Origin of the sequence: Paenibacillus sp. GD4, assembly GCF_030846225.1 — a bacterium.
Lineage (GTDB): Bacteria > Bacillota > Bacilli > Paenibacillales > NBRC-103111 > Paenibacillus_G > Paenibacillus_G silviterrae.
Window position 1 is genome coordinate 1,428,397 of sequence record NZ_JAVCYK010000001.1, and the last position, 22,039, is coordinate 1,450,435.

At 53.1% G+C, this 22,039-nt stretch carries 17 protein-coding genes; 1 reads left to right on the top strand and 16 read right to left on the bottom strand.

Annotated features, from left to right (window positions below; all coding sequences use genetic code 11):
* Position 1: 1 nt before the first annotated feature.
* The 6 genes from RAC89_RS06825 to RAC89_RS06850 all read right to left on the bottom strand — a co-directional run bounded on the left by RAC89_RS06825 (position 2) and on the right by RAC89_RS06850 (position 3,996).
* Positions 2-532, bottom strand: a complete 531-nt coding sequence (locus RAC89_RS06825; protein ID WP_306612611.1) for a hypothetical protein — start codon at positions 530-532, stop codon at positions 2-4.
* 105 nt (positions 533-637) lie between these two features.
* Entirely contained in the window at positions 638-1,372 is a 735-nt protein-coding gene (locus RAC89_RS06830; protein WP_306612613.1) for a hypothetical protein, read from the bottom strand.
* A gap of 43 nt (positions 1,373-1,415) precedes the next feature.
* Positions 1,416-1,682: an aspartyl-phosphate phosphatase Spo0E family protein gene (locus tag RAC89_RS06835; RefSeq protein ID WP_284641396.1), complete on the bottom strand. Its 267-nt coding sequence runs from the start codon at positions 1,680-1,682 to the stop codon at positions 1,416-1,418.
* 133 nt (positions 1,683-1,815) lie between these two features.
* Positions 1,816-3,015, bottom strand: coding sequence for an aminotransferase class I/II-fold pyridoxal phosphate-dependent enzyme (locus RAC89_RS06840; protein ID WP_306612614.1), 1,200 nt, complete (start codon positions 3,013-3,015; stop codon positions 1,816-1,818).
* 15 nt (positions 3,016-3,030) lie between these two features.
* Complete coding sequence (locus tag RAC89_RS06845; protein ID WP_284641400.1) at positions 3,031-3,522, bottom strand: Lrp/AsnC family transcriptional regulator; 492 nt, start codon at positions 3,520-3,522, stop codon at positions 3,031-3,033.
* 183 nt (positions 3,523-3,705) lie between these two features.
* Positions 3,706-3,996, bottom strand: coding sequence for a hypothetical protein (locus RAC89_RS06850; protein ID WP_306612616.1), 291 nt, complete (start codon positions 3,994-3,996; stop codon positions 3,706-3,708).
* A gap of 290 nt (positions 3,997-4,286) precedes the next feature.
* Between RAC89_RS06850 and RAC89_RS06855 the strand changes: the two genes are divergently transcribed.
* The gene (locus RAC89_RS06855) at positions 4,287-6,434 is read left to right on the top strand and encodes a methyl-accepting chemotaxis protein (RefSeq protein ID WP_306612617.1); all 2,148 of its coding nucleotides are present in this window, start codon (positions 4,287-4,289) and stop codon (positions 6,432-6,434) included.
* Positions 6,435-6,524: 90 nt separating this feature from the next.
* On the opposite strand, the gene RAC89_RS06860 is transcribed toward RAC89_RS06855, so the two are convergent.
* From RAC89_RS06860 to RAC89_RS06905, 10 genes are all read right to left on the bottom strand, one after another.
* Entirely contained in the window at positions 6,525-7,841 is a 1,317-nt protein-coding gene (locus tag RAC89_RS06860; RefSeq protein ID WP_306612619.1) for an MFS transporter, read from the bottom strand.
* Between the two features lie 88 nt (positions 7,842-7,929).
* Positions 7,930-10,182, bottom strand: a complete 2,253-nt coding sequence (locus RAC89_RS06865; protein ID WP_306612620.1) for a helix-turn-helix domain-containing protein — start codon at positions 10,180-10,182, stop codon at positions 7,930-7,932.
* A 275-nt stretch (positions 10,183-10,457) separates the two neighbouring features.
* Complete coding sequence (locus RAC89_RS06870) at positions 10,458-11,996, bottom strand: extracellular solute-binding protein (RefSeq protein ID WP_306612621.1); 1,539 nt, start codon at positions 11,994-11,996, stop codon at positions 10,458-10,460.
* A 38-nt stretch (positions 11,997-12,034) separates the two neighbouring features.
* Positions 12,035-12,901: a carbohydrate ABC transporter permease gene (locus tag RAC89_RS06875; RefSeq protein ID WP_306612623.1), complete on the bottom strand. Its 867-nt coding sequence runs from the start codon at positions 12,899-12,901 to the stop codon at positions 12,035-12,037.
* Between the two features lie 41 nt (positions 12,902-12,942).
* The gene (locus RAC89_RS06880) at positions 12,943-13,881 is read right to left on the bottom strand and encodes an ABC transporter permease (protein WP_306616061.1); all 939 of its coding nucleotides are present in this window, start codon (positions 13,879-13,881) and stop codon (positions 12,943-12,945) included.
* A gap of 357 nt (positions 13,882-14,238) precedes the next feature.
* Positions 14,239-17,466: a glycosyl hydrolase gene (locus tag RAC89_RS06885; protein WP_306612625.1), complete on the bottom strand. Its 3,228-nt coding sequence runs from the start codon at positions 17,464-17,466 to the stop codon at positions 14,239-14,241.
* Positions 17,467-17,692: 226 nt separating this feature from the next.
* Positions 17,693-18,184, bottom strand: coding sequence for a hypothetical protein (locus RAC89_RS06890; RefSeq protein ID WP_306612626.1), 492 nt, complete (start codon positions 18,182-18,184; stop codon positions 17,693-17,695).
* Positions 18,185-18,318: 134 nt separating this feature from the next.
* Positions 18,319-18,738, bottom strand: a complete 420-nt coding sequence (locus tag RAC89_RS06895) for a DUF350 domain-containing protein (protein ID WP_306612627.1) — start codon at positions 18,736-18,738, stop codon at positions 18,319-18,321.
* A 93-nt stretch (positions 18,739-18,831) separates the two neighbouring features.
* Complete coding sequence (locus RAC89_RS06900; RefSeq protein WP_284641417.1) at positions 18,832-19,512, bottom strand: PspA/IM30 family protein; 681 nt, start codon at positions 19,510-19,512, stop codon at positions 18,832-18,834.
* A gap of 116 nt (positions 19,513-19,628) precedes the next feature.
* Positions 19,629-22,007: an endonuclease MutS2 gene (locus RAC89_RS06905; protein WP_306612628.1), complete on the bottom strand. Its 2,379-nt coding sequence runs from the start codon at positions 22,005-22,007 to the stop codon at positions 19,629-19,631.
* Positions 22,008-22,039: the final 32 nt, after the last annotated feature.

Below are 22,039 nucleotides of genomic sequence, written 5' to 3' on the forward strand. Positions count from 1 at the left end.
CTTACTTTTGAGCGATCAGCTTCATGACCTGAACCGCTTTCTCTTTATTTGGAGCGTTCACCGGAATAAACGCAATCAAATCCTTGCCGTTCAGATTTGTTTCCTTGAACCATTTGGTTTCCTCGAGAGGAATGCCGTAGAGATGCTTCAGCTTCGTCCCGTTCTCATCGATTTCCAGCACACCCCCGGGAAAATCCTCCGCCTTGGCGAGATCGTCCAGAACGACGTAACCGCCCTGTTGGCCGATCGCCTTAAACTGCTCGGTCGGTACGACAATCACTCCATTGTCTCCCGCCGCAATTTCAACAATCAGCTTCTCCATAGAGAACATCGGCGTCGTTAACACTCTCACGGTCGGCGTTTCGCCCAGCTTCCCATGAAGCCATTGCTGCAGCTTATCGCCCACTTCGTTCGGGATACCCTTGGAGGACATCATGAAAATCGCCACATCGGGCTTCGGACCGCCGCCGCAGCCGGCCACCGCAAGCATAACCGTCATCAGCAGAGATACAAGAAGCAGCTTACCTTTCACAGTTCTCTTCCCCTCCTACATCTTCTCTATCATTAGATGATAGCATAGAACGGGGGCTGGTATCAAAGTAAGAAAATGTGAACCTTTGCGGAAAGCATAGCCGGCTTACGGCCATACCTTCCGAATACGGGACGTGAAGTCCTCCCGCCTCTCCTCCAATTGCTTGTGCCTGTGCGCATTGGCGCCGGAAGGGTGCGGGAACCCGAGCAGACAACGCTCCCTGTCCACCACCCCGCGCTCGGCCAGCTCGGTAAGCACCTCGGATACCGCCTGACCCATTGGTACCCATAGCTTCACCTTGTGAAGCCTTTTCAGCTCAGTCGGCAGCACCTCGTAAGCATACCGCTGCAAAAGCGCCGATCGCCCGACAGGGGGCTGGTGGCCGGTATAATTTACCCCCTTAACGAAAACCGGATATTTGATCACCGCCGTCGTATGCAGCAGCTCCCGCCGTTCCTCAAATAATGATGCAGTCGAAGACAAGCCCATTGCGGTATGCATTCCGCACCGGTCGAGCAGCTGCACTACATTGCAGCGCATAGGTCCGGCCAGCCCGGCTGCTCTCTTGGCCCGCTCCTCCGCTTCACGCAGGGTAACCTTCCCGCTGCGCAGGTCATCCCGCACGGACCGGAAAGCAAGCTCCATCTGCGTCCACCCCGGGGTGATGCCGATCAGCACAAGCTGCGCGCCCTCATTCACCACCTCGTTGTGCGGGGCGTAATACATCGACAGCTCCCCCTCCTGCTCCAGCAGAAACTCGGGGACTAACAAATCCTCCTTCGTCAGCTTCCCCGTCTCCGGAAGACGGCGAATCCGATCAGCATACGTTTCCAGTGACAATGACTCCGCCTCGTTCCCCCGCAAAGAAAAAAGAACCGATTGTTCATCGGTCCTTCTTGTTCGCGTTCATATATTCGTTAATCTTTTTATCTAATATCATGCTGATTTCGACGACCTTGTGTGAGGTAAGACTGTAGCCTTCTTTCACGAGTCGCTCCATTTCCAGCCGCAAATTGTAAATATCGTCTTCCAAAGACAGGGTAGATGAGGTGCGTTTTCTTTTACCAAAAACCCACTTGGCTTGATCTTCCTTCTCGCGAATCCATCCGATATTTAAATACTGGCGAAGCTGGTATTCCGGAAAAGCCATGACTGCATCCCTCCCACTGTAGCTTTAGAATCATAAGCCCCATATATTTATCCCAAAAACTATTAATATATGAAACTTATATCATAAAGATACCAGTTTTTTAGAAGAATGGAAATGACTTTTTTTGTCGAATTTACAGTTTTTTTAGGAAATTTCCGATCCGATCGATCGCTTCCGTCAGCTGATTGACCGAATAGGCATAGGAGCAGCGAAGGAACCCTTCTCCCCCGAGTCCGAACACGTCACCGGGAACGGCTGCGACTTTCGCCTCATAAAGAAGCTTCGTTGCAAATTCCTCCGATGTCATGCCTGTAGACTTGATGCATGGGAAGGCGTAGAACGCGCCCTGCGGCTCATGGCATTCCAGCCCAATCTCCCGGAAGCCCTTGACCACCAACCGGCGACGCTGATTATACGATTCCACCATGCGATCCTTCTCGTCCATGCCGTTCCTTAAAGCCTCCAGCGCCGCCACTTGCCCCATCGATGGTGCACACATCACCGTATACTGGTGAATCTTCAGCATCGCCGACAAAATATCCTTATGCCCGCAAGCATAGCCCATCCGCCAGCCGGTCATGGCAAACGCCTTGGAGAAGCCGCTGACTAGAATCGTCCGGTCCTTCATGCCGGGGAGGGAAGCGAAGCTCACATGCTTCTGCTCGTAGGTGAGCTCGGCATAGATTTCATCGCTGATAACGATCAGATCGTGCTCCTCTACAAGCTTAGCGATCGGCACCCAGTCCTCATACGTCATGATGCCGCCTGTCGGATTGCTGGGGTAGCAGAGAATCAACACCTTGGAACGAGGTGTAATTGCAGCTTTCAATGATTCTGCGGTCAGCTTGAACTGATCCTTGGCGAAGGTTTCGATACCTACCGGCACACCGCCGCCAAGCCGGGTAATCGGACTGTAGGAAATGTAGCAGGGCTCCGGAACGAGAACCTCATCCCCCGGGGCGATCAAGGCGCGCAGGGCAAGATCGATCGCTTCACTGCCGCCGACCGTGACCAGCACCTCATCGGAAGGCTCATACAGCAGCTGGAACGAATCGTACAAATATTCGGCAATGGCTTCACGCAGCTCCAGCATCCCCGCATTAGGCGTATACTTCGTGTTGCCCCGCTCGAGCGAATACACGCAGGCCTCCCGAACGTGCCACGGCGTGCTGAAATCCGGCTCCCCTACACCGAGGGAAATAATATCCTTGCTTGCGCTGACCAAGTCAAAAAATTTCCGAATGCCCGATGGCGGAATCGCCCTGGCGAGCGGGGCCAAGTAACCTGACATCGATCTGGACGAGATACCTTGACTTTGTTTTTGCTCTAGCATGTTATCAAGCTTCCTTTACGGTGAGATGAGGAGCCGGCGGTCGTCCTCGTGGTCCTCGAAGGTGATGCCGTCCTGTTTATATTTTTTCAAAATAAAGTGCGTTTTGGTGGAAAGCACCCGGTCGATCGGGGACAGCCTATTGGATACGAAGGAAGCGACTTCCTTCAGCGTCTTCCCTTCAATCTCGACGAGCAGGTCATAAGCGCCGGACATCAGATAGACCGATTTCACTTCCGGATATAAATAAATGCGCTCCGCAATGGCATCAAAGCCGCGGCCGCGCTCTGGGGTTATCTGTACTTCGATCAGGGCGGTGACCTTCTCATTATCCACCTTGGCCCAGTTGACGACGGTAGCGTATTTGACGATTACGTTCGCTTCCTCCAGCTCGGCAATCGCTTCCGCCACTTCCGCCTCGGACGCCCCGAGCATTGTTGCGATAAGTGCAGGGGTACGACGCGCGTCTTCCTTCAGCAGCTCAATAATCTTCATCTTAAATTGTTCCATCGTCTGATACGCTCCTTTGGTAAATTACTTGGAACTGCAAGCTTCGGATCCCAAAGCTTATTCCTACATATTACACCCTGCAGCCTGTCTTTGGCAAAAAAAAATTAAACGGCTCCCCTAGCGAAAAAAGTCCTTCACTCCGGGCCCGGGGCAAAGGACTTTGCATAGTATATGATTTACGGCCTAAACCTTTAATGATCTAATCTGAAGCAATCTTCTCATATTCTCTTCGATCTCGCGTCCCTTATAGTTCGGGGATACGGCAAATTCGAGCTCGGAAGCTGCTTCTCCCCTCGCAACCAGCCGTCCCAGGGCAACCAGCTGCTCCTGATCATAAGCGGCAATGACATGCGGGCTCTCTTTATAGATATCATATTTTGCTGCATCTGCAGGAACATCCGATTCGGAAATGGATTGGATCAGCCGCTGAAATTGCTCAGGGGCCGGCAGCTCGTTATGCAGTGCAATTTTCATGCTTTTTCCACGCTCCAATGTACATAATGTCATTTAGGACTACACTCATTATTATACATTTACTTGTATATTTATGCAACATGTCCGATGTTATTTTTCCAACATTTTTTCATCGCTTTGATTAATAGGGCAAGTCCCTGTTAAGCCACTACCTTTTTCCTACTTTTGTGTATATACTGTTAATTGACCATAGGTATAAAGACACAAATTACAATACTTTTTTCTGAAATGAGGTTGATGCACAGCTTTATAAACGTTCAATTACCTACATAAAACGGAGGATCTACCATATGAAGTCCAAAAAAGTACCTCAAGGCTCCATTGACCGATTTGGGGCCATCTTTACTCCCGGCGAGGCTTTGATGAACCGGTTGAAGTATGTTCATAAGTTTATCGTGATCGGGCTCATCGTTACGGTTCCGATGCTGCTGTTGGCCATTTTACAATACTCCGACGCATCCAAAGAGGCAGCCCACATCAAGAATGAACTGGTGGGTGTATCGTACGCGGAGCAGCTGAATGATTTTCTATACGCGATAGATACACGTCGCGCGCTTGTGAGCGGTATCGTTCTCGGCGATGCTTCTCTTAAGGAGGAGCTGACCAAAGCAGAGGCGGCGATCGATATCGCCTTTTCTTCGGTTGAACGGACGAACGAAGAGCTGGGGGAAGACCTCCAGACGAATGACCGCTGGAACCGCATTAAGCAAAAATGGCAGGAGCTCAAGGACAAAGGCACTGAGCTCGCTTCTCAGGAAAGCTTGGATCAGCATAGTGCGATCATGACGGATATCCGGTCTCTGCTTACCCATATTACGAACACCTCCGGTCTGGTGCTCGATAACGAGCTCGGCAGCTATTATTTGATGGATTCCGCTATGAAGCAGATGCCTTTACTCATGGATCGTGTAGGTCGTACCCGTGCCTTGACCATGGCTTACGCAGGCATGAAGACGCCTAGCACCGCCGATAAGAGGACGCTTACCACGCTGCTTGATCAAATCAAAACCACATCGGATACCATCAAAACAAATAATGAGATCACGGCTCAGCTCTATTCCAGGGAGGGCGAAAAGCTCCAGGAAGCCTTCTCGGCGAATGACTCGGAGATCGCAAAGCTGATGGAATTCATCGACGCCAGAGTGACCTTGACCTCCACGGTGTCGATTTCCCCGAAGGAAGCTTACACGAGCTTACATGCCGCCGTTGAGCAGACGTACAAGCATTACGAGTCTCAGCTGAAGCTTTTGCGAGACTTGCTGGAGCTCCGAGTGAACTTGGCCAATGCACAAATGGTAACCTTGGTCGTCGTAACCGTCCTTGTTCTGCTCGCGGTCATCTATTTGTTTATCTCATTTTATTTATCCGTGTTAAAAGCGGTTAGCGCACTGGAAACATCTGCTGCGCGAATCGCGCAGGGCGATCTTTCGACCCACGTGGAATTGAGATCGAAGGATGAGCTTGCCATCGTAGGCGCCTCCTTCAATCTGATGGCCGATACGTTCCGGGCTACGATAGTAACCGGCCAGCAGGTATCGGAGCAGGTGGCCGAAGCCGCGGAGCTTCTCACACGCAACGCTCATGCCTCCGCCGAGGTGAGCAACCAAATCTCCGGCGCCATTCAAGAGGTTGCCGCAGGAGCCCATGCGCAGCTGAAGGGGGCCGAAGAAACAAGCACCGCTATGGAAGAAATGGCAATTGGCGTTCAGCGGATCGCGGAGACCTCCACCACCGTAGCGGAGGCTGCCGCGGCAGCGGAGCAGCAAGCCCTGCACGGCAATAATGCGCTCCAGCAAGCCATCGGGCAAATGAATAACATTCATGTGACGGTGGGCGATTCGGCCGCTGTCGTGCAGCAGCTCGGAGCCCGCTCCGAGGAGATCGGTTCCATCATAAGCGTCATTTCCGAAATTGCGGTTCATACGAACCTCCTGGCACTGAACGCCTCCATCGAGGCCGCTCGGGCAGGCGAGCACGGCGCTGGCTTTATGGTCGTCGCCTCCGAGGTGAAGAAGCTGGCTGAACAGACGAAATCCTCCGCCCGTCAAATTACGGAGCTCATTCGGGAAATACAGGAGCAAACGGGAGGAGCTATTGCGAAAATGTCATCCGGGGTGAAGGAGGTTGAGCTGGGCAAGCGGGTGATTGAGCAGGCCGGCACCATGCTCGGGCATATCGTCTCTTCCGTACAGCAGGTATCCGAACAGATTCAAGAGGTTTCGGCGGCCGCGGAACAAATGTCTGCCGGAACGGAGCAGGTTACCGCTTCGATGGGCGAGATGGTCGGGATCTCACGCACCTCCGCGGATAACGCCCAGCATGTCTCCTCCTCCGCAGGACAACAGCTGGCTTCCATGCAGGAGATCGCCGCTTCAGCCGACGAGCTGAACAAGGTATCGCACAAGCTGCGAATGGTGATCAATCAATACAAGATGTAGAGGGGAATTTCCCTCTTCCTTTCAAGGCACGAAAAGGGGCTGAACCCAAAAGTAGAAATGCTGCTTTTGAGGTTCGGCCCCTTTTTACGTTCACCCTGCTTCCGCCCGCTTCCGCGCGTGCACCTTCCTCATGAAGAACCAGGCTGCCAGCGGCGAGCTTCCGATGAAGAGCAGCAGCCAGTTCATGGCGGCCGGCGCCTTTACCCAAGCGATGAAGATGAGGAACACGGCCGTACCAAGAAGTCTGCCGGCATTCAAAGCGAGCTCCCGCATGACCACATATTCCTCGCGGCGCTTCACGCTTTCCTCATCGCTGCCGATCAGGTCGAACACCGAGGAGGTCATAGGAATCGAGAACAGCGGGAAGAACAAGGCCACTCCAATCCCGAAGGTCAGCAGCGTCCAATAATTGACCTTCCAGAAGAAGGGCAATATCACGATAACCATGGCCGCCGACCCGATGAGCATGGCCACCTTCCTGTGCTGCGGCTTCAGCACCCGGCCGATGATCATAAAGCTGATTAAAGCCACCGCCGAGGTAATTAGGGAGAAGTTGCCCAGACTCATCTCGCTGCCCGTGTGAACGTACACCAGCAACGCGATCATGAACCCGAATACTCCTTCCCGAACCCCTTGCGCCACCAGCGCCAGTCCGACCGTCCGCCAAGCCGTATTCTTCTTTTGCAGGCAGGTCCAGGTATGCAGCCATGCATACCTGCCCTCCGATTTCCTTTTTTTCAAGAAGAAGCTGATAATGACTCCAATGACAAACACACTGAGCGAGATGGTAAAAATCAGACGATAACCGTTTGCCGCCTGCATATGCACGATCAAGTAGCCGGATACCCATGGCGCCACCATCCCTGCCCCTGAACCCAACAGGCCGGCCCATCCGTTGAACCGGTCCCGATTGTCCGGATCCGTCACTTCGAAATAGACGACGTTAAAGGCAAGCCAGAAAAATCCGGACGCTAAGCCCTGTACCACGCCCAGAATCAAGTAATTGTCGGCAGCCTTGTCCCCAAACCAGAGCACCAGCAAATAGAACAAGGCCGAAACCGCAACGCCGGCGCGCAAACAGTTCATTTTGTTATGCTCCTTAACCCACTTGCCCGCAATCCAAAACGTGAAGGCCATCGTCAAGTGATGGATTAGCGTGAACCAGCCGATGACGGCAAAATCATGTCTTGCCTTCCAAAGGTATACGTTGACGAAGGTACCGGATAAAGCATTGGCCACGGCGCACAAGCCGTGCACAGTTAACAGCAGCCGGGATTGGCCGTCGAGCGGATGATTATCTTTAGCCGGTTTTTCTTCCTTCTTGTCTACCTGAAGCCATTCATGCTTGCTTTTGTTTTCCTGAATCCATTTATGAGGAAAATGCTTCGTTGACGAATCGGAATGCATGCGCTCTCACCTTATCTATGTAATGTCTTAGTTAAGCTACCCAAAAGCGCAAAAATCATGTCCGACAGGAATAATATCCCAGCAAATTCTAGTTATCCTGATGCAAATCACGGTACTGCAAAGGTGTAATCCCTTCATATCTTTTGAAAATCCGATGAAAATACGTCGGCTGGTAGCTCACGCTCCCCGCCACATCGTTAATCTTCATATCGGTTTCGCGGAGCAGCTCTTTAGCCTTCTCCATACGCCTGTTCGTTACGAAATCAATGAAATTGACGCCGGTAATTTGTTTAAACACGCGGCTGAGCGTGTAGGGACTTGTATTGAATTGATCGGCGCACCATTCAAGGGATAAGCCGGGACTCATATAATGCTCCCTGATTAGCATGATCGTCTTCTCGGCCATCTGCTTCAAATGATAATCTTGCTTGCTGATCAGCTCATGAACAAAAGGACCGACGACTTTGCTTCGGAACCAGCGAAGAATATCCTCCGGCTCGTTGCAGGCACCGAGCTGCTCATACAAATTCACGCCTTCAAAGAGCTTCATCGGATTCATCCCCGCATGCAGCATGGCATGAAGCAGACTGCCCAGCAGCTGCATCATCCCTTGCTGCAAAACTAGCTTCGCCGCTCCATCCTGCGTCAGCTCCTTAAGGAAGCGCTCGATAAGCTGGGCCGCCTCCTCCTCAGACCCAATGCGGACGGCGTTGATGATCTCCGTTTCCAGCGCGAAGGGATATCGGAATTCCAGTGCCGAATTGCTTTTGCCAATCCGTTCGGAATCGATGATCTGGCTCTCCGAGCTAAGGTCCGCGTAGCTAAGCGCATGACGCGCTTCCTCGAATTGCATTGGGCTATGCTTCACGTTAGCAACAGGCTTGCTGATCGCAATGGTCATGCGCATCTTGAGCACACGGCCGACGGATTGAATCCATTCCTCTCCCATCCGGTTCAAGGTAGTCTGCTGCTCCTTCACGGTCATCTCTTCCGGAAAAGCTACCAGCAGCCCAATCGTCAGGTCATGAAAATTCAGAAGCTGAAACGAAAGCGAATCGGACAGCTCCGTTACAATGTTCGCCGCGGCGAAGGTAACGAGGCTCTCATCGCCATGTTTGAACCGCCCTACTTGACTGGAAAATCCGCCAAGCTGAATCAGCACGGCGACGAATTGCTTTCCCTCCGTCTCCCAGCCGTAATGCAGCAGACGTTCCCTGATATCCTTTTCCGTCATGGAGAACAAATGTCCCTGTACCAGCTGCAGCATGAAGCCTTCGCGCATTTGCGGCAGCTGTGTCTTCAGTCGGCCCTGCAGCGTCTCCCGCTCATTCGTCAGATCCTGCCACTGCCGCTCGATTTGCTCGAACTCATCCCGGTGACCCTCTTCCTTCGGCAGCAGCCGGACAAGCTTGCCTATCGGCGTATACAACCGGTAGGAAGCGCCGAGAGACAGCAGCAGCGCCAGGATGAAGCCGATTCCGCTGATCGACAGAATCAGCTTGGAGATGAACAGCACCGGTGCGGTGACGGCCGTCAAGGGAGCGGCGGATACGTAGGTCCACTCCTCGCCGATACGTGCCAGCTTGCCGACGGACACGGAATATGTCGCGCCGTTATAGTCAAAAAGAAACGAACCGCCCTTTTGCCGGCCGCTGGTTATCGCCTCCCTTAAAGCCAGCTCAAGTCCGCTCTGCTGCTGCGCATCTTGAACAATGAATCGCTCCCCTCCTGCCGACAGCAGGAAGGTGGTGCCGTCGCTATAAGGCGTCAAGGTTTGCAGCAGCTTATTCAGCTTCGCCTTGTCTACCGTGGTAATGATATACCCGAGGGGCTCCGTGCTCCCTCCCGGCACCTTGTTCACTAATGCAAGGGACGGCTTGCCCCACGTTTTTCCGTCGAATCGCTCGTAGTGCTCCGTCCAGAAGGCAAACTTGGTCTGCTGCAATAAAGCTTCAAAACGCTCACTTACCTTCGCATTGCTGATATCCAAGTAAACATCCTTCTGAAAAATCAGCGGGTACGGATGCTTTAGATACAATTCTACCCTGGAGATCAACGGATGCGCGCCCTCCATGATGAATAGCGTCCGATAAATGTCATGCACCTGTTGATAGTTATATACAAAGTCCAGCTCCTTCAGCTTGTTATCGAACTGTGCGTCAAACGCCCATTGGGTGAACAGCATTTCCATATAGGACAGCTGATCATCAATATTGCCCGCCCGCTGCTGAACCTGTTTTTCATGAAGCTTTTGAAGCTCGCTTTCGACCTGATTTGTTGAGGCCCAGTAGATGATGCTGCCCGTAATCATGCCCGGAATACAGGTAACCAGCAGAAACAAGGCTAGGCTCCTCCAGAAAAAACGTTTGGAGCGCCTGCTTTCCAGTCCTATTCTTAGCCAGCTTCTTAGGGTCTGCAGCATGTGGTGTCCTCCGTTTCATTGCTGTTGTGCCTTGCCCGAGGGGGAAGGCTTAGCTTCATGATGAAGACATGTCCGCCCCCTGTCAATGCTAACCGGCGGATTCCTTGGTAAAATACGCAGGCCGGAGACAGATCCTTGAGATCCGCCTCCGGCCAATACCTGCCGCTTCTTGAGATTCTAGCTGCTTGCTCTTATTATTGGCCGATCCGCTTCTTGTAAGCCTCCGTCAGCTCTTGGCTGATTTTCTGCAGGTCGGCATCCGTTTTCAGCTTGGAGACAAGGTCATCCCATGCTGTCATCGGTTCGCGGCCCAAGATAATCTTCGTTTTCAGGTCGGCGATTTTCTTCTCAAGCTCCGGTCCTGCCTTCTGCAGCGTCGGCGAGTAGAGGCCGGTGGTAAGGTCCGCCACACTGGACTTCGCGCGCTCGTCTTGAATTTTCGCATACAGCTCGTTAACTTCCTTCGGGAAGGAGGGCTTCGTCGAGCTGGCGTAAGGATCGGCAACATACAGAATTTGATTCAGGTCAGCAACACTATCTGCCGCAAGCTTTTCCGTATTGAGTACCTTCTGGCCATCCTTCACCGTGTGATGAACGCCTTCCAGCCCATACGTGTTATAGGCAAACACCTCCGGCTTCATCCAAGTATCCAGCACCTTCAGAATGCGCTTCATCTTGGCTTCAGGCACCTTCTTGGAAATGGCCAGAGCTCCGGCGAACCCGGGACCCTTCGGATTATAGCCGTTGATATTCGTTACCGGATAGAAATCGCCTTCCTTGAAGCTCGGATCGACGTTCTTCAGCTTGTCGAAGTGATCCTTCATCGTTCCGGCTTTTTCGATAATGATGCCTGCCTTGCCGCCATCGAACATATCGCGGATTTGTGTGCCTTTCAGTGATGCAAAGTCTGCCGGAATCAGCTTCTCCTGGTAGGCCTTCACGGCGAATTCCAGCGCTTTGCGGGATTCAGGCAGCAGCGCAATATGCGTCATTTGGTTATTGGTCCATTTATATTTTCCGTTGACACCGGTGAACATGCTGTCGATATGACCCAGCACGCCATAGGGACTTGCGGTGCTGCTCGAGTCCGTATTGGCGGCGAAGCCTACGGTATCGGCCTTGCCGTTGCCGTCCGGATCCTTCTCCGTGAAGGCTTTCATCACCTGATAAAGCTCATCGCTGGTCGTCGGTACCTTCATCCCCACCTTGTCAAGCCAATCCTTGCGGAGCACGAAGAAGGAATCCGCTTCGGAAGGACGCGGTCTTGGAATGACGTAATTTTTGCCGTCCTGCATCTTGGTGAGCTCCCACGCCGTCTTCGGGATGCCGTTCGCCAGATTCGGGTAATCCTTGATGTAAGGACCAACCTCCCAGAATGCCCCTTGGGCCGCCATATTGCGAAATACCGACGAGAACGGGTCACCGATGTATGTCAGGTCAGGCAGGTCTCCGGAAGCCAGTGTCACGTTCAGCTTATCATTGTAGTTGTTGGAAGAAACCCACTGAATTTTCAGCTTGCTGTTCGTTGCCTTCTCGATCGCTTGCTTCACAGCATTGTCCTCAGCCATCGGCTGCTGTGTCAGGAAATGAACCATTACGCTGATTTCGACAGGAGCCTCCGCCTGTCCTGCTGCATCCCCACTCGCTGCCGGGGGTGTGCTGCTCTGGCCGCAAGCGGCAAGCAGCGTCGAAAGTGCCAGAAACAGGCTAAGCGACGTTTTTGCATACTTCATTGATAGACCCTCTCCTTTTAATGAAATTGTATATATCATTATCCCTTAACCGAGCCAACCATGGCACCCTTGGCAAAATGCTTTTGCAGGAACGGGTATACCAGGAGGATCGGCACGGTAGCGATAATAACGGCAGCCATCTTCAGCGTCTCCGTCGGCGGGGCCTTCACGAAGACATCGGAGGTTAACTCGCTGTTGGACGATGAGATGAGCAGGTTCTGCAGTAATACCTGAATCGGCCATTTGGTCGGATCGTTCAAGTAAAGCAGCGCATTAAAAAATTGGTTCCAATAGCCCACCGCGTAGAACAATCCGAAGGCAGCGAGAGAAGGCAAGGACAACGGCAGGATGATTTTCAAGAAAATCGAGATGTCGTTGCATCCGTCAATAGCGGCGGATTCCTCAAGCTCGACGGGAAGGCTGTCGAAGAAGCCCTTCATGAGAATGACGTTCCAGCCGCTCGCCAAGGCGGGCAGAATGAGCGACCAAATGCTGTTGATCAGATGCAGGTCGCGTACCAGCAGATAATGGGGGATGATGCCCGGACTGAATAAGATCGTAAATAGAATCAGCATAAGAAATGTCCGGCGCCCCCGCAAGCGCTTTCTTGATAAAGAATACGCAAGCGCAGCGGTAACGATCAAGCTGCAAATCGTACCGACGACAGCCAAAAACGTACTGTTGTATAACGCCCCGACGAACGACTTGGTCGAGAGCAGGTACTTATACGAATCGAGAGACCATGTCTCCGGCCAAAGAATGAAAGGTTTGGTGATATATTCAACCGGATCGACGAACGATACGATGAACACATAGTACACCGGGAAGAACGTCACCATAGCTACGATGGCGAGTACAGTGATATTGATCGCGCCAAAAATCCGGTCTCCTTTGGAGCTAATCATGGGAATTCCTCCTTACTGTGTCAAATTGGCGGGCGACTGTCTTAGTACACGCCCTCTTCACCCATCTTTTTCGCTAATTTGTTCGCGCCTACAACCAGCACCAGTCCTACGATCGACTTGAATAAGCCTGCGGCTGTGCTAAAGCTGAACTGACCTTGTTGAATACCAACCCGGTATACATAAGTATCGAATACCTCCGCCACTTCGGACACCGCTCCGTTATACATCAAGAACACCTGCTCGAAGCCGACATCCATCATATGACCGAGCCTCAGAATGAGAAGGATGATAACGACGTTGCGGATGGCAGGCAGCGTCACGTGCCACATTTGGCGAATTCGGCCGGCGCCGTCCATTCTTGCCGCTTCGTACAGCTGCGGATCTACGCCTGCAATCGCCGCGAGGAAGATGATCGTGCCCCAGCCCGCTTCCTTCCATATCGATTGCACGGTAAGCATGAACCAGAAGCCGTCGGGATTCGTCAGGAAGTCCATCCGCTCGAAGCCGCCTGCCTCCAGCAGCTTGTTGACTAGTCCCTCGCCCTTGGCGAAGAGCAGGAAGGTCAATCCGGCGATGATAACCCACGATAAGAAGTGCGGCATATAAACGATCGATTGAACGAATCGTTTGTACGCCTCCGATCTGACCTCGTTCAGAAGAAGAGACAGCAGAATCGGCAGCGGGAAGAACAGTGTCAAGCTCATCAGGTTGATGGCCATCGTATTGCGAAACAAAAGCATAAATTCGGGATTCGAGAAAAATTTGGCGAAGTGCTCGAAGCCTACCCACTCGCTCTTAAGCACACCTACATAAGGTGAATAGTTCTGGAAGGCAATGATCACACCCCACATCGGCACGTACTTGAATATCAGGAAGAAGATCAGCCCCGGCAAGGCAAGCAGGTATAAGTACCTGTCTCTTTTGAGATCAAACCAGATACGCGATCTGCCCTTCGCATGGTTCAATGAACGTCGGTTCATTGACAAGGATCCGGATGTAGTGGAGGAATCGACTTTCGGCATGTGCACATCCCCTTTCTTCATGAAGTCAGCCTAAGATTGTTTACGCTGCGTGCCGTGATCCTGCACGGCTTCCATGACTTCAAGGTAAAGCATCTTTTCATTGCCCTCAACTATACTTTTTTGTTACCGTCCGGCCTTGTGTTTTCTGGTCTCGAAGCCATGCCCGATCGCTATTTCAGCCCGCCGCGACGCGGACTACACTATTTTGCACGCACTAACCTTTTTTGTACCTCACCTTAAGAGCCTCCATTTTCCCGCAATTTAAAAAAGTCGGACTGCCTTGTTTGCAATCCGACTTTGGCTCTGTTCATGGAGCTAACCTTGAATCCTCTGCAGCGTGTGCGTCTCGTAGTCGAAGGTCAAGCCCTCAAGCAGCCCGATCAGCGTGTTCGTCACCCGAATCTCCAGCTCGTTGTCCCCCTGATGCAGCCAGTCGGTTGAACCGGCCCATCGGTAAGGTGTCCATGGACGTACGCCCAAGGAATGACCGTTTACTATTACTTCCGCACAGTCATGGAAATGCGGATCCCAATCCGCGAAGCTGAGCTCAAACTCCGTGCCTTCCGGCGTCTTGCCGAACTCGACGGTCCGCCGGTAGCTCATGGTCCCTGCAAAGTATGGATAGCCTGGCTGCGGACCGCCGTTAAGGCACGCAACCGAACGTGGTGCAGCTCCAATCACTTGACGGCCCTGCTCATCGAACGCCACACCGAAATTCCCCTTCAGGTAAAACGGATCCGTAACACCGTCCGAATCCGACGCGATAGTCAGCTGAACGATCAGTTCATTCACTCCCTGCTTCAGCAATGACGCAACCGGGCAACCTACATTACGATGGTCGTAGACCCTCATAGGCTTGAATTGATCCGGTGTGACCAGATGACCGTTGATCAGCAGCCTCCAAACCCCCTGGAACGCATTAGCGTCCATGAAGATATCACACCGTTCGGGTAATTCCTTGATAATAAATTCGGCGGAATAGGCAGCATCAAGCGGGTAGCTCATCTGCATCCGTTGCGGAGTACCGAAGGTCTGCTTAAAGGAGACCGGGAAATCCTGCAGCTTGGCCAGATCCGCGCACTGGTCGATGAATGTTTTTGCCTTCACCGGCCTGCCTGTCGGCTCCCCTGCGATCCTCAGCGTCAAATCATCGAACCGGACGATGTTATCCTGCAGTGCCCTAATGAACCACTCACCGTCTGTTTGCAGTTCGATCACATCCGGAGCTTGTGGCGGAATCGGTGCCTCGGCGTCCTCCGAGCAAGCTTCCACATAAACCAGCAGGCCCTGATAAGGTGCCAAAGCGAAATCTACATACGGCCCCTCGCCGCTGTGCTTCACCGCCATCGGCCGCCTCACACCGGTCTCCAGAAAGAGCTCATATGCCCGAAGCCCCGTGCAACCGGCACCAAACAGCGCCTCAGGGTCCAGCTGCAGCTGACCGTCATGCGATGCTCCCTCCTGATTACTGATGAAAATGGCCGCTTCCCCTTCCCCCAGATACCTTGTCTGCATCAGGAAACACTGGGGATCCTGCGCCAGCTTCAGCCTCGCGGGGCGCGGCGACGCCTCCTCCAGCAGCCCTGCAAGCTGCGGCCAGACGGCTTCGATGCCGCCCTGCGTGGATATCGGCAGGAAGTGCGCTCCGCCATTTGAATAATGTGATTCAGTGAAGCGGCCATCCCAGTATAGAGTGCGCGGCGATTCCGTCACACCGAAGATCTGCATGGATTCTTCCTCCGAGGGGCTGCCCGGCTCGATAACATCGTGCGGCAGCAAGCCCAGCCCGATCACCGTTCCCCCGCCTTGCAGGAATTTGTGGACATTCGCCCATGCGGCAGCCTCCATATTGCTCATCGGCGGCAGGATCAGAACGGAATACTCAGCGATTCCGATGCGGATCACACCGTTTTCTACCGTCGCTTCACCAAGCAGCTCCGGATCCAAGTGATCATAGTCGAAGCGATTTCGGATGAGCTTGACACCTAGCTCGGTCCAATCCTGCACCAGCCGCTCAAGCTGAGCTTTCTCTTCTTCGGACGTGCCTGCGAAGTGAAAGGAATGAAACGGATTGGCCAAATATGTCCAGTAGGAAGTAACCGGATCGACGAACGCCATTCGGATATTCGCCTTTCCTTCCGTCATGATGTAGCTAATGCGTCCGGTATAGTCGCCCAATGTGCGGAAATGCGCCCAATAAGGGTTTTGCAAAAACTGCGAAGGAGGCGCGTCGTGCTTCGCCAGTGCGTCCATCGTGTAATAGAAAGCGTGAAAATTAAAAAAGTTCGTACCGAGCGCCGCCAGCCGGTCAATCATCCAGCGTGCATCCTGCAAAGTCATGGACCAGCCTACGCTGTGAAAGCATTCAATGAGGTTCCGGGTACGGCCCAGCTGGCGGGCAAGGGAGCTTACCATCTTCGGGTTATCGCGTGTGTGCCCGATATAACGGCGCAAAATCCAATCCAGCGAACGCCCCAGCTTCTCATGCGCGGAATCGCCGCCAGGTACATGACTGAATTTTTGCGTAGTCATGCGAACCGCAGGCACCTCCGCAACATATTCCATTCCATACCTTTCACACCAATCGTGCACCTTCAGGTGATACGACTCCCGAAGCAGAAGGTGGATGGTTTGATAATAATCATACCGTACCTTCACCGCATCCTTGGCGGAACGGTCAAGTAACGCCGGCAGATGCTCCAGCAGATCGTAACCGTTGCGCAGCTTAAACTCCTCCGGAAGCCGAGGGGACCATGGAATACGCCCGAGCAGCCCGATTTCATCCGTAAACATGCCCTTGACCGTGCTGCCGAAATACTCACCTATAGCCGGCACATATCTGTCATGGGTTAAGCGGATGAACGTCTCCATGGCCTCCCGGTTACACGGGTCGACGAACGTCCCATAATATTTGAAATCGTCGATTTCCTTCTCCTGGAACACCATGACCTCCCAGTCCCCGGGCGGCGCCTCCCAGACTAGCCGAAACACCGTTCGGTAGGTGAAGAAACGCTTTTGATTGTATCCGGTGAGCCCTGTTTTCTGAAAAATGGGATCCGCCTGCCAGTTACCGATATGCTCCTTGACATCGATGGCTTGGGTCCAGTCGATGGAGCCGTCCGCCTGTACGGGAGCGGCTTTGGCATACAGCACTCTTCCCCAGGGCAGCTCCACATCCAATCGTTGTCCGCCGGCCGTACGAATATTCCTGTGCTCCAATGTCTTATGCTTCGCATCGGGGTGCTCCAACACCACTTCTCCCCCGGCAATGCCGCTTGGGTAAGGATATTCATCGTACAGCCAGACATGCATGTCCAGTGACTTCGCTACCTCAACAGCGTATCGCACCTTATCGAACCATTGCTTGGATAAATAAGGTACCGTCATCCCTTGACGGGCACACAGGAAAAAGCCGCCGACACCTTTGTCGTGCATCTCTTCAATCTGCTCTCGGACGCGATCGTCCTCCATCTCACCGTTCCAAAACCAAAACGGATGAATCCGGTATTCCGGCGACGGATTCGTAAATCGGTTCATATCCATAGCATTCACCGCTTCCCCATTGGATTCGCATTGATGAGCCTACTATAGGTCCCCATGGAGTTGCAGGCAATTACACTTTTTTGTTACCGTGTCTCCCTGCGAAGGAAGCGCTATTGCACTCTTTTGCAAAAATTACACTTTCACACTTCCTGAGCAAAATCCCGCAGGTACGGTCAATGCTTATCTACATAGAAAAAAAGCACCCTTGCGGGTGCTTTCCATTTGTTTATTGTTGCTTCTCTTGACCGTGAATCTTGAGCTTTTCGATCAGCTCGAGGCGATCAGGCTCCGACACAATCTGCTCCAGCTTGAAGCAGGAAGGACATACATAGACATTCGTAGAGAAGGCGGCCTTCAGCAGCGGCTGCTTTATTCCCCCATGAACGAAAGGCAGGAAGGACTGCGGCGCGCTTTGGGTGCCGGCGAACAGCATAAAGCTATGGCAGGACGGACATTCCGGCGCCTCCTCCTGCTGATCAAGCAGCCGCTGTACTCCTTCCTCATAGTCGTCCATCGCTTCCATATCGCTTTCGTATTCTTCCTCGTCCTCTTCGCTAAGCATCAGGTTTTGGCCTGAATTTTTGAGCTTCAGGCTAATGCTCCGATAATCGCCCAGCTCGTTGAAACAATGCGGGCACGCTTCCTCAGGCCCCAGCTCCGGATCCCACACAATCTCCGTCTGGCACCACGGACAAATCTGGTCATGCAGATCAGACACAGCAAACTCCTCCTAGCCGACAGGGCTCCCCCTGCATCAGGCAAATTTCAGAAAATAATATACGCCGGAGCCCACAAACACAAGGGCAAGCGCAAATAATGTGCCCCATAAGTACTTCACCGCTCAGGCCCTCCTCAGGTTACACTTGCCCCGATGACATACGATAAGGAAATCGAAATGACCATAGAAATGAAACCTACGGCGCGGTTATCATTTTTGATCTCTTCATCGATCTTGAAGTAGGGCGTCAAAAATTCAAAAATAAAATACGCAACCAGCAGCAGCACAAAGCCGAAACCGGCCCAAATGAGGGAATGCATCAAGGAATCATTGTTAAGAATGGCAAACCGGAACAGATTGCAGATCCCGAAGATTTTGCCTCCCGTCGCCATGGCTACGGACAAATTACCTCTTTTGATTTCATCCCAATCCTTGTACTTCGTTACCAGCTCAAAAATGGTTAAGAACACAACCAAAGCCAGCACGGCCACGGAAAAAAAAGCAAGTGTTTCAACATACGGATTTCCCATTAATTTCCCCACCTCATCATCCATACGATCCAACCTCCCCCGTCCTCGTCCTTACGAAGGCCTACAACCGAAAAGACTGAAAGGAGCTAGCCTTCCAGTCTTTCCTTCCATCCTATTTTATTCGGTCTTGTTTCTGGCTGCAAGCTTTGCCCGAAGAGCGGCAAGCTCGTCATCGACGCCATCGTTCTTCCCGAGCTGATTCAGCTCGTCATCAAGGCTCTTGTTCTTGGAGCGAAGCTCATTGCTGGCCTCTGCCTCCGCTTCCAGCTGCAGCACCTTTTCGCTCATCCGGTCGAAGCCTTTAGCCCCATTGTCCGTACCGAAGCCCGACATCGCCTGATTGATCTGCTTCTGGGCTTTCGCCGCTTCCGCGCGCGCCACCAGCACTTCCTTCTTGCTCTTCAGCTTCGAGAATTCATCCTTCATCTCTTGCAACTGCTGACGAAGACGGTCCGCATTGCCCTTGGCTACGTCATACTGCTGCTTCATCTCGTCATAACGCGCCTGGTGCTCCTTCTTATCCTGCAGCGCGCGGCGGGCCAAATCCTCGTTACCCTTCTCAAGTGCCTGCAATGCCTGCTCTTCGCGCTTCTGAACCATCTCAAGCGCTTCTTCGTACTGCTGCTTGAATTTCTTCTCAATCGCAATTTGCTTGGCTACCGCCGATTCCGCTTCGAGAATATCCTGTTCCATATCACGCAGGAACTGATTCAGCATCTTTACCGGATCTTCCGCTTTATCCAGCAGATCATTAATTGAAGCCATTGTCAAATCACGCAGTCGTTTAAAAATTCCCATCGTAGAATCCTCCCGATCCTATATTTATCCTTAAGCCTGCAGGGCTTCAGCGATCGATCGTTACACATGGTATTACGACAGATAGGTGCAAAGAGTTTCGAAATGGAAAATAAATTTTATTTTAACTCGGCAACCGTTACGCCGTGACCGCCTTCATTGTAATTGCCGATACGGTAGCTCTTCACGTGCTTGTGCCTGCGCAGAAACTCCTGAATTCCGGTCCGAAGGACGCCGGTACCCTTCCCGTGAATGATGTAGACATTACCGAAATTGGCCAGATACGCCTCATCCAGAAAGCGGTCCACCTCAAGCAGAGCCTCCTCCACGTTAGCCCCGCGCAAATCCAGCTCCATCTTCGCATTGTCGTCTCGTGTCCGCTTCAGACTTGAGGTAGCCTGGACGGGCTGCTTCTTCTTCTCGGCAGGAGCTGCTTTAATCAGCTCGACATCGGCTTTGTTGACCTTCATCTTCATGATCCCCATCTGCACCATGACCTCATGGTCGTTCACGACCTCGACCACATGGCCCTTCTGCCCCAGGTTCACTACGCGGACCTCATCTCCCGCCTCGACCGCATCCGGCTTGCGCTTCGGAAGCTTAGCCGTGCTGTTCTTCCGCAGGTCCGGCACCGCATCGTTCAGACGCCGCTTCATCTCGCTCAGCTGATGGTCCTTCACGCCGCTGCGCTCCTCACGCTGAATGCGCCGGAGCTCCGTGATGACCTCCTCAGCCTCCCTCCGCGCTTTGGCCACGGCATCCGCCGCTTCCCGTTCTGCCCGCTCCAGCATGCGGTCGCGCTGCTCCTCGAACTTTTGCCGTTCGCGGGCCAGCTGCTCCCGGAGCTGCTCAACCTCGCGCCGCAGCTGCCCCGCACTTTCGCGGTCCGCCTCCGCTTGGATTCGGTTCTCCTCCAGCGTGGCAATCATCGACTCGACGCGCTGATCCTCTTCTCCCACCTCGCCGCGAGCGTAGTCGATGATCGACTTCGATAACCCAAGTCGTTCGGCGATGGCGAAGGCGTTGCTTCGGCCGGGAACGCCGACAAGTAAACGATAGGTCGGGCGAAGCGTCTGGACATCGAATTCCATGCTGGCGTTAATCACGCCTTGGCGGTCGAACGCGTAGGCCTTCAATTCGGAATAGTGCGTTGTGGCTACGATGCGGCAGCCCATTTTATGAATGTACTCCAGTATTGCGATCGCCAGGGCCGAGCCCTCCGCAGGGTCGGTCCCCGCGCCGAGCTCGTCAAGCAGGACGAGACTTTTGGGTGTCATCTCCCGCAGAATACGGATGATGTTCGTCATATGGCTGGAGAAGGTGGACAGGTTCTGCTCGATGCTCTGTTCGTCGCCGATATCCGCATATATCGCATCGAATACACAAAGCTGGCTCCCCTCCTCCGCAGGAACGAACAGTCCCGACATCGCCATGAGCGACAGCAATCCGACCGTCTTCAGCGAAACCGTCTTACCGCCGGTGTTCGGACCCGTTACGATAATGGTGCTGTATTTATTCCCCAGCTCCACATCAAGCGGAACCACGTTGTCCGAGGCGATGAGCGGATGGCGTCCGCGTTTAATTCGAAGAAAGCCCCGATCGTTCATCATTGGCCGGGTGGCCTTCATGGCGTTCGCAAGACCCGACTTGGCAAAAGCAAAATCCAGCTCGCCAAGCGCCTCTACATTGGCCAGCAGCGCATCCGCCACTTCTCCGACCTGCGCTGTAAGCATGCGAAGAATTTTTTCAACCTCTGTCTCTTCCTTCAGCTTCAGCTCGCGAACCCGGTTATTCAATTGAACGACAGCCTCCGGCTCAATAAACAGCGTGGCACCGGAAGCGGACTGATCGTGAATCATCCCGCCAAAATGACCTCTGTACTCCTGCTTCACAGGAATCACGTAACGGTCGCCCCGAATGGTCACCAGATTATCCTGAAGCATCTTCTGGATGGATGGCGTACGCACCATCTGCTCCAAGCGCTCCCGGGCTCTGGATTCGCTGGTGCGAAGCTCCGACCGGATTCGGGCAAGCTCCGGACTGGCGGAATCCATCACGTTCGCATTCTCGTCAATGCACAGCTTGATTCGGTCCTCAACCGGCTTGTGATCGGTAACCAGGGCACACAGCTCCAGCAAGGAAGGGAGCGGATAATCGTCGTTCGTCGCCTCGAGAAACTTCACCAAACGGCGTCCGCCTTGATTCGTAAGGGCCACGTCGAGCAGCTCCGTCGGATTCAGCATACCGCCGATCCGGGCACGGTGCAGCGCGGGACGAATATCGCGTATGCCGCCGAAGGGAGCGCCGCCTTTCAGGCGGTCCACGTTCACCGCTTCGTCCGTCGCTTGAAGCCTGCGTTTGACCTCGGTAAAATCACCGCTCGGCTCCAGCTGCTCAACCAGCGCTTTGCCCATGCTTGTAGCGGCATAATCCGCACAGCGGTTCAGTACGGCGCCGAAGTCGAGAGTTTTTAATATTTTCTGATTATATGATTTCATAAGCGTCACCTTTAGAAGACCAACCTTTCGTT

What these genes read in the sequence shown, in the direction of transcription:
- RAC89_RS06835 (WP_284641396.1), bottom strand. Translation starts at nt 1,682, where the DNA reads ATGGCTTTTCCGGAATACCAGCTTCGCCAGTATTTAAATATCGGATGG.
- RAC89_RS06840 (WP_306612614.1), bottom strand. Translation starts at nt 3,015, where the DNA reads ATGCTAGAGCAAAAACAAAGTCAAGGTATCTCGTCCAGATCGATGTCA.
- RAC89_RS06845 (WP_284641400.1), bottom strand. Translation starts at nt 3,522, where the DNA reads ATGGAACAATTTAAGATGAAGATTATTGAGCTGCTGAAGGAAGACGCG.
- RAC89_RS06850 (WP_306612616.1), bottom strand. Translation starts at nt 3,996, where the DNA reads ATGAAAATTGCACTGCATAACGAGCTGCCGGCCCCTGAGCAATTTCAG.
- RAC89_RS06855 (WP_306612617.1), top strand. Translation starts at nt 4,287, where the DNA reads ATGAAGTCCAAAAAAGTACCTCAAGGCTCCATTGACCGATTTGGGGCC.
- RAC89_RS06860 (WP_306612619.1), bottom strand. Translation starts at nt 7,841, where the DNA reads ATGCATTCCGATTCGTCAACGAAGCATTTTCCTCATAAATGGATTCAG.
- RAC89_RS06870 (WP_306612621.1), bottom strand. Translation starts at nt 11,996, where the DNA reads ATGAAGTATGCAAAAACGTCGCTTAGCCTGTTTCTGGCACTTTCGACG.
- RAC89_RS06875 (WP_306612623.1), bottom strand. Translation starts at nt 12,901, where the DNA reads ATGATTAGCTCCAAAGGAGACCGGATTTTTGGCGCGATCAATATCACT.
- RAC89_RS06880 (WP_306616061.1), bottom strand. Translation starts at nt 13,881, where the DNA reads ATGAACCGACGTTCATTGAACCATGCGAAGGGCAGATCGCGTATCTGG.
- RAC89_RS06885 (WP_306612625.1), bottom strand. Translation starts at nt 17,466, where the DNA reads ATGGATATGAACCGATTTACGAATCCGTCGCCGGAATACCGGATTCAT.
- RAC89_RS06895 (WP_306612627.1), bottom strand. Translation starts at nt 18,738, where the DNA reads ATGGATGATGAGGTGGGGAAATTAATGGGAAATCCGTATGTTGAAACA.
- RAC89_RS06900 (WP_284641417.1), bottom strand. Translation starts at nt 19,512, where the DNA reads ATGGGAATTTTTAAACGACTGCGTGATTTGACAATGGCTTCAATTAAT.
- RAC89_RS06905 (WP_306612628.1), bottom strand. Translation starts at nt 22,007, where the DNA reads ATGAAATCATATAATCAGAAAATATTAAAAACTCTCGACTTCGGCGCC.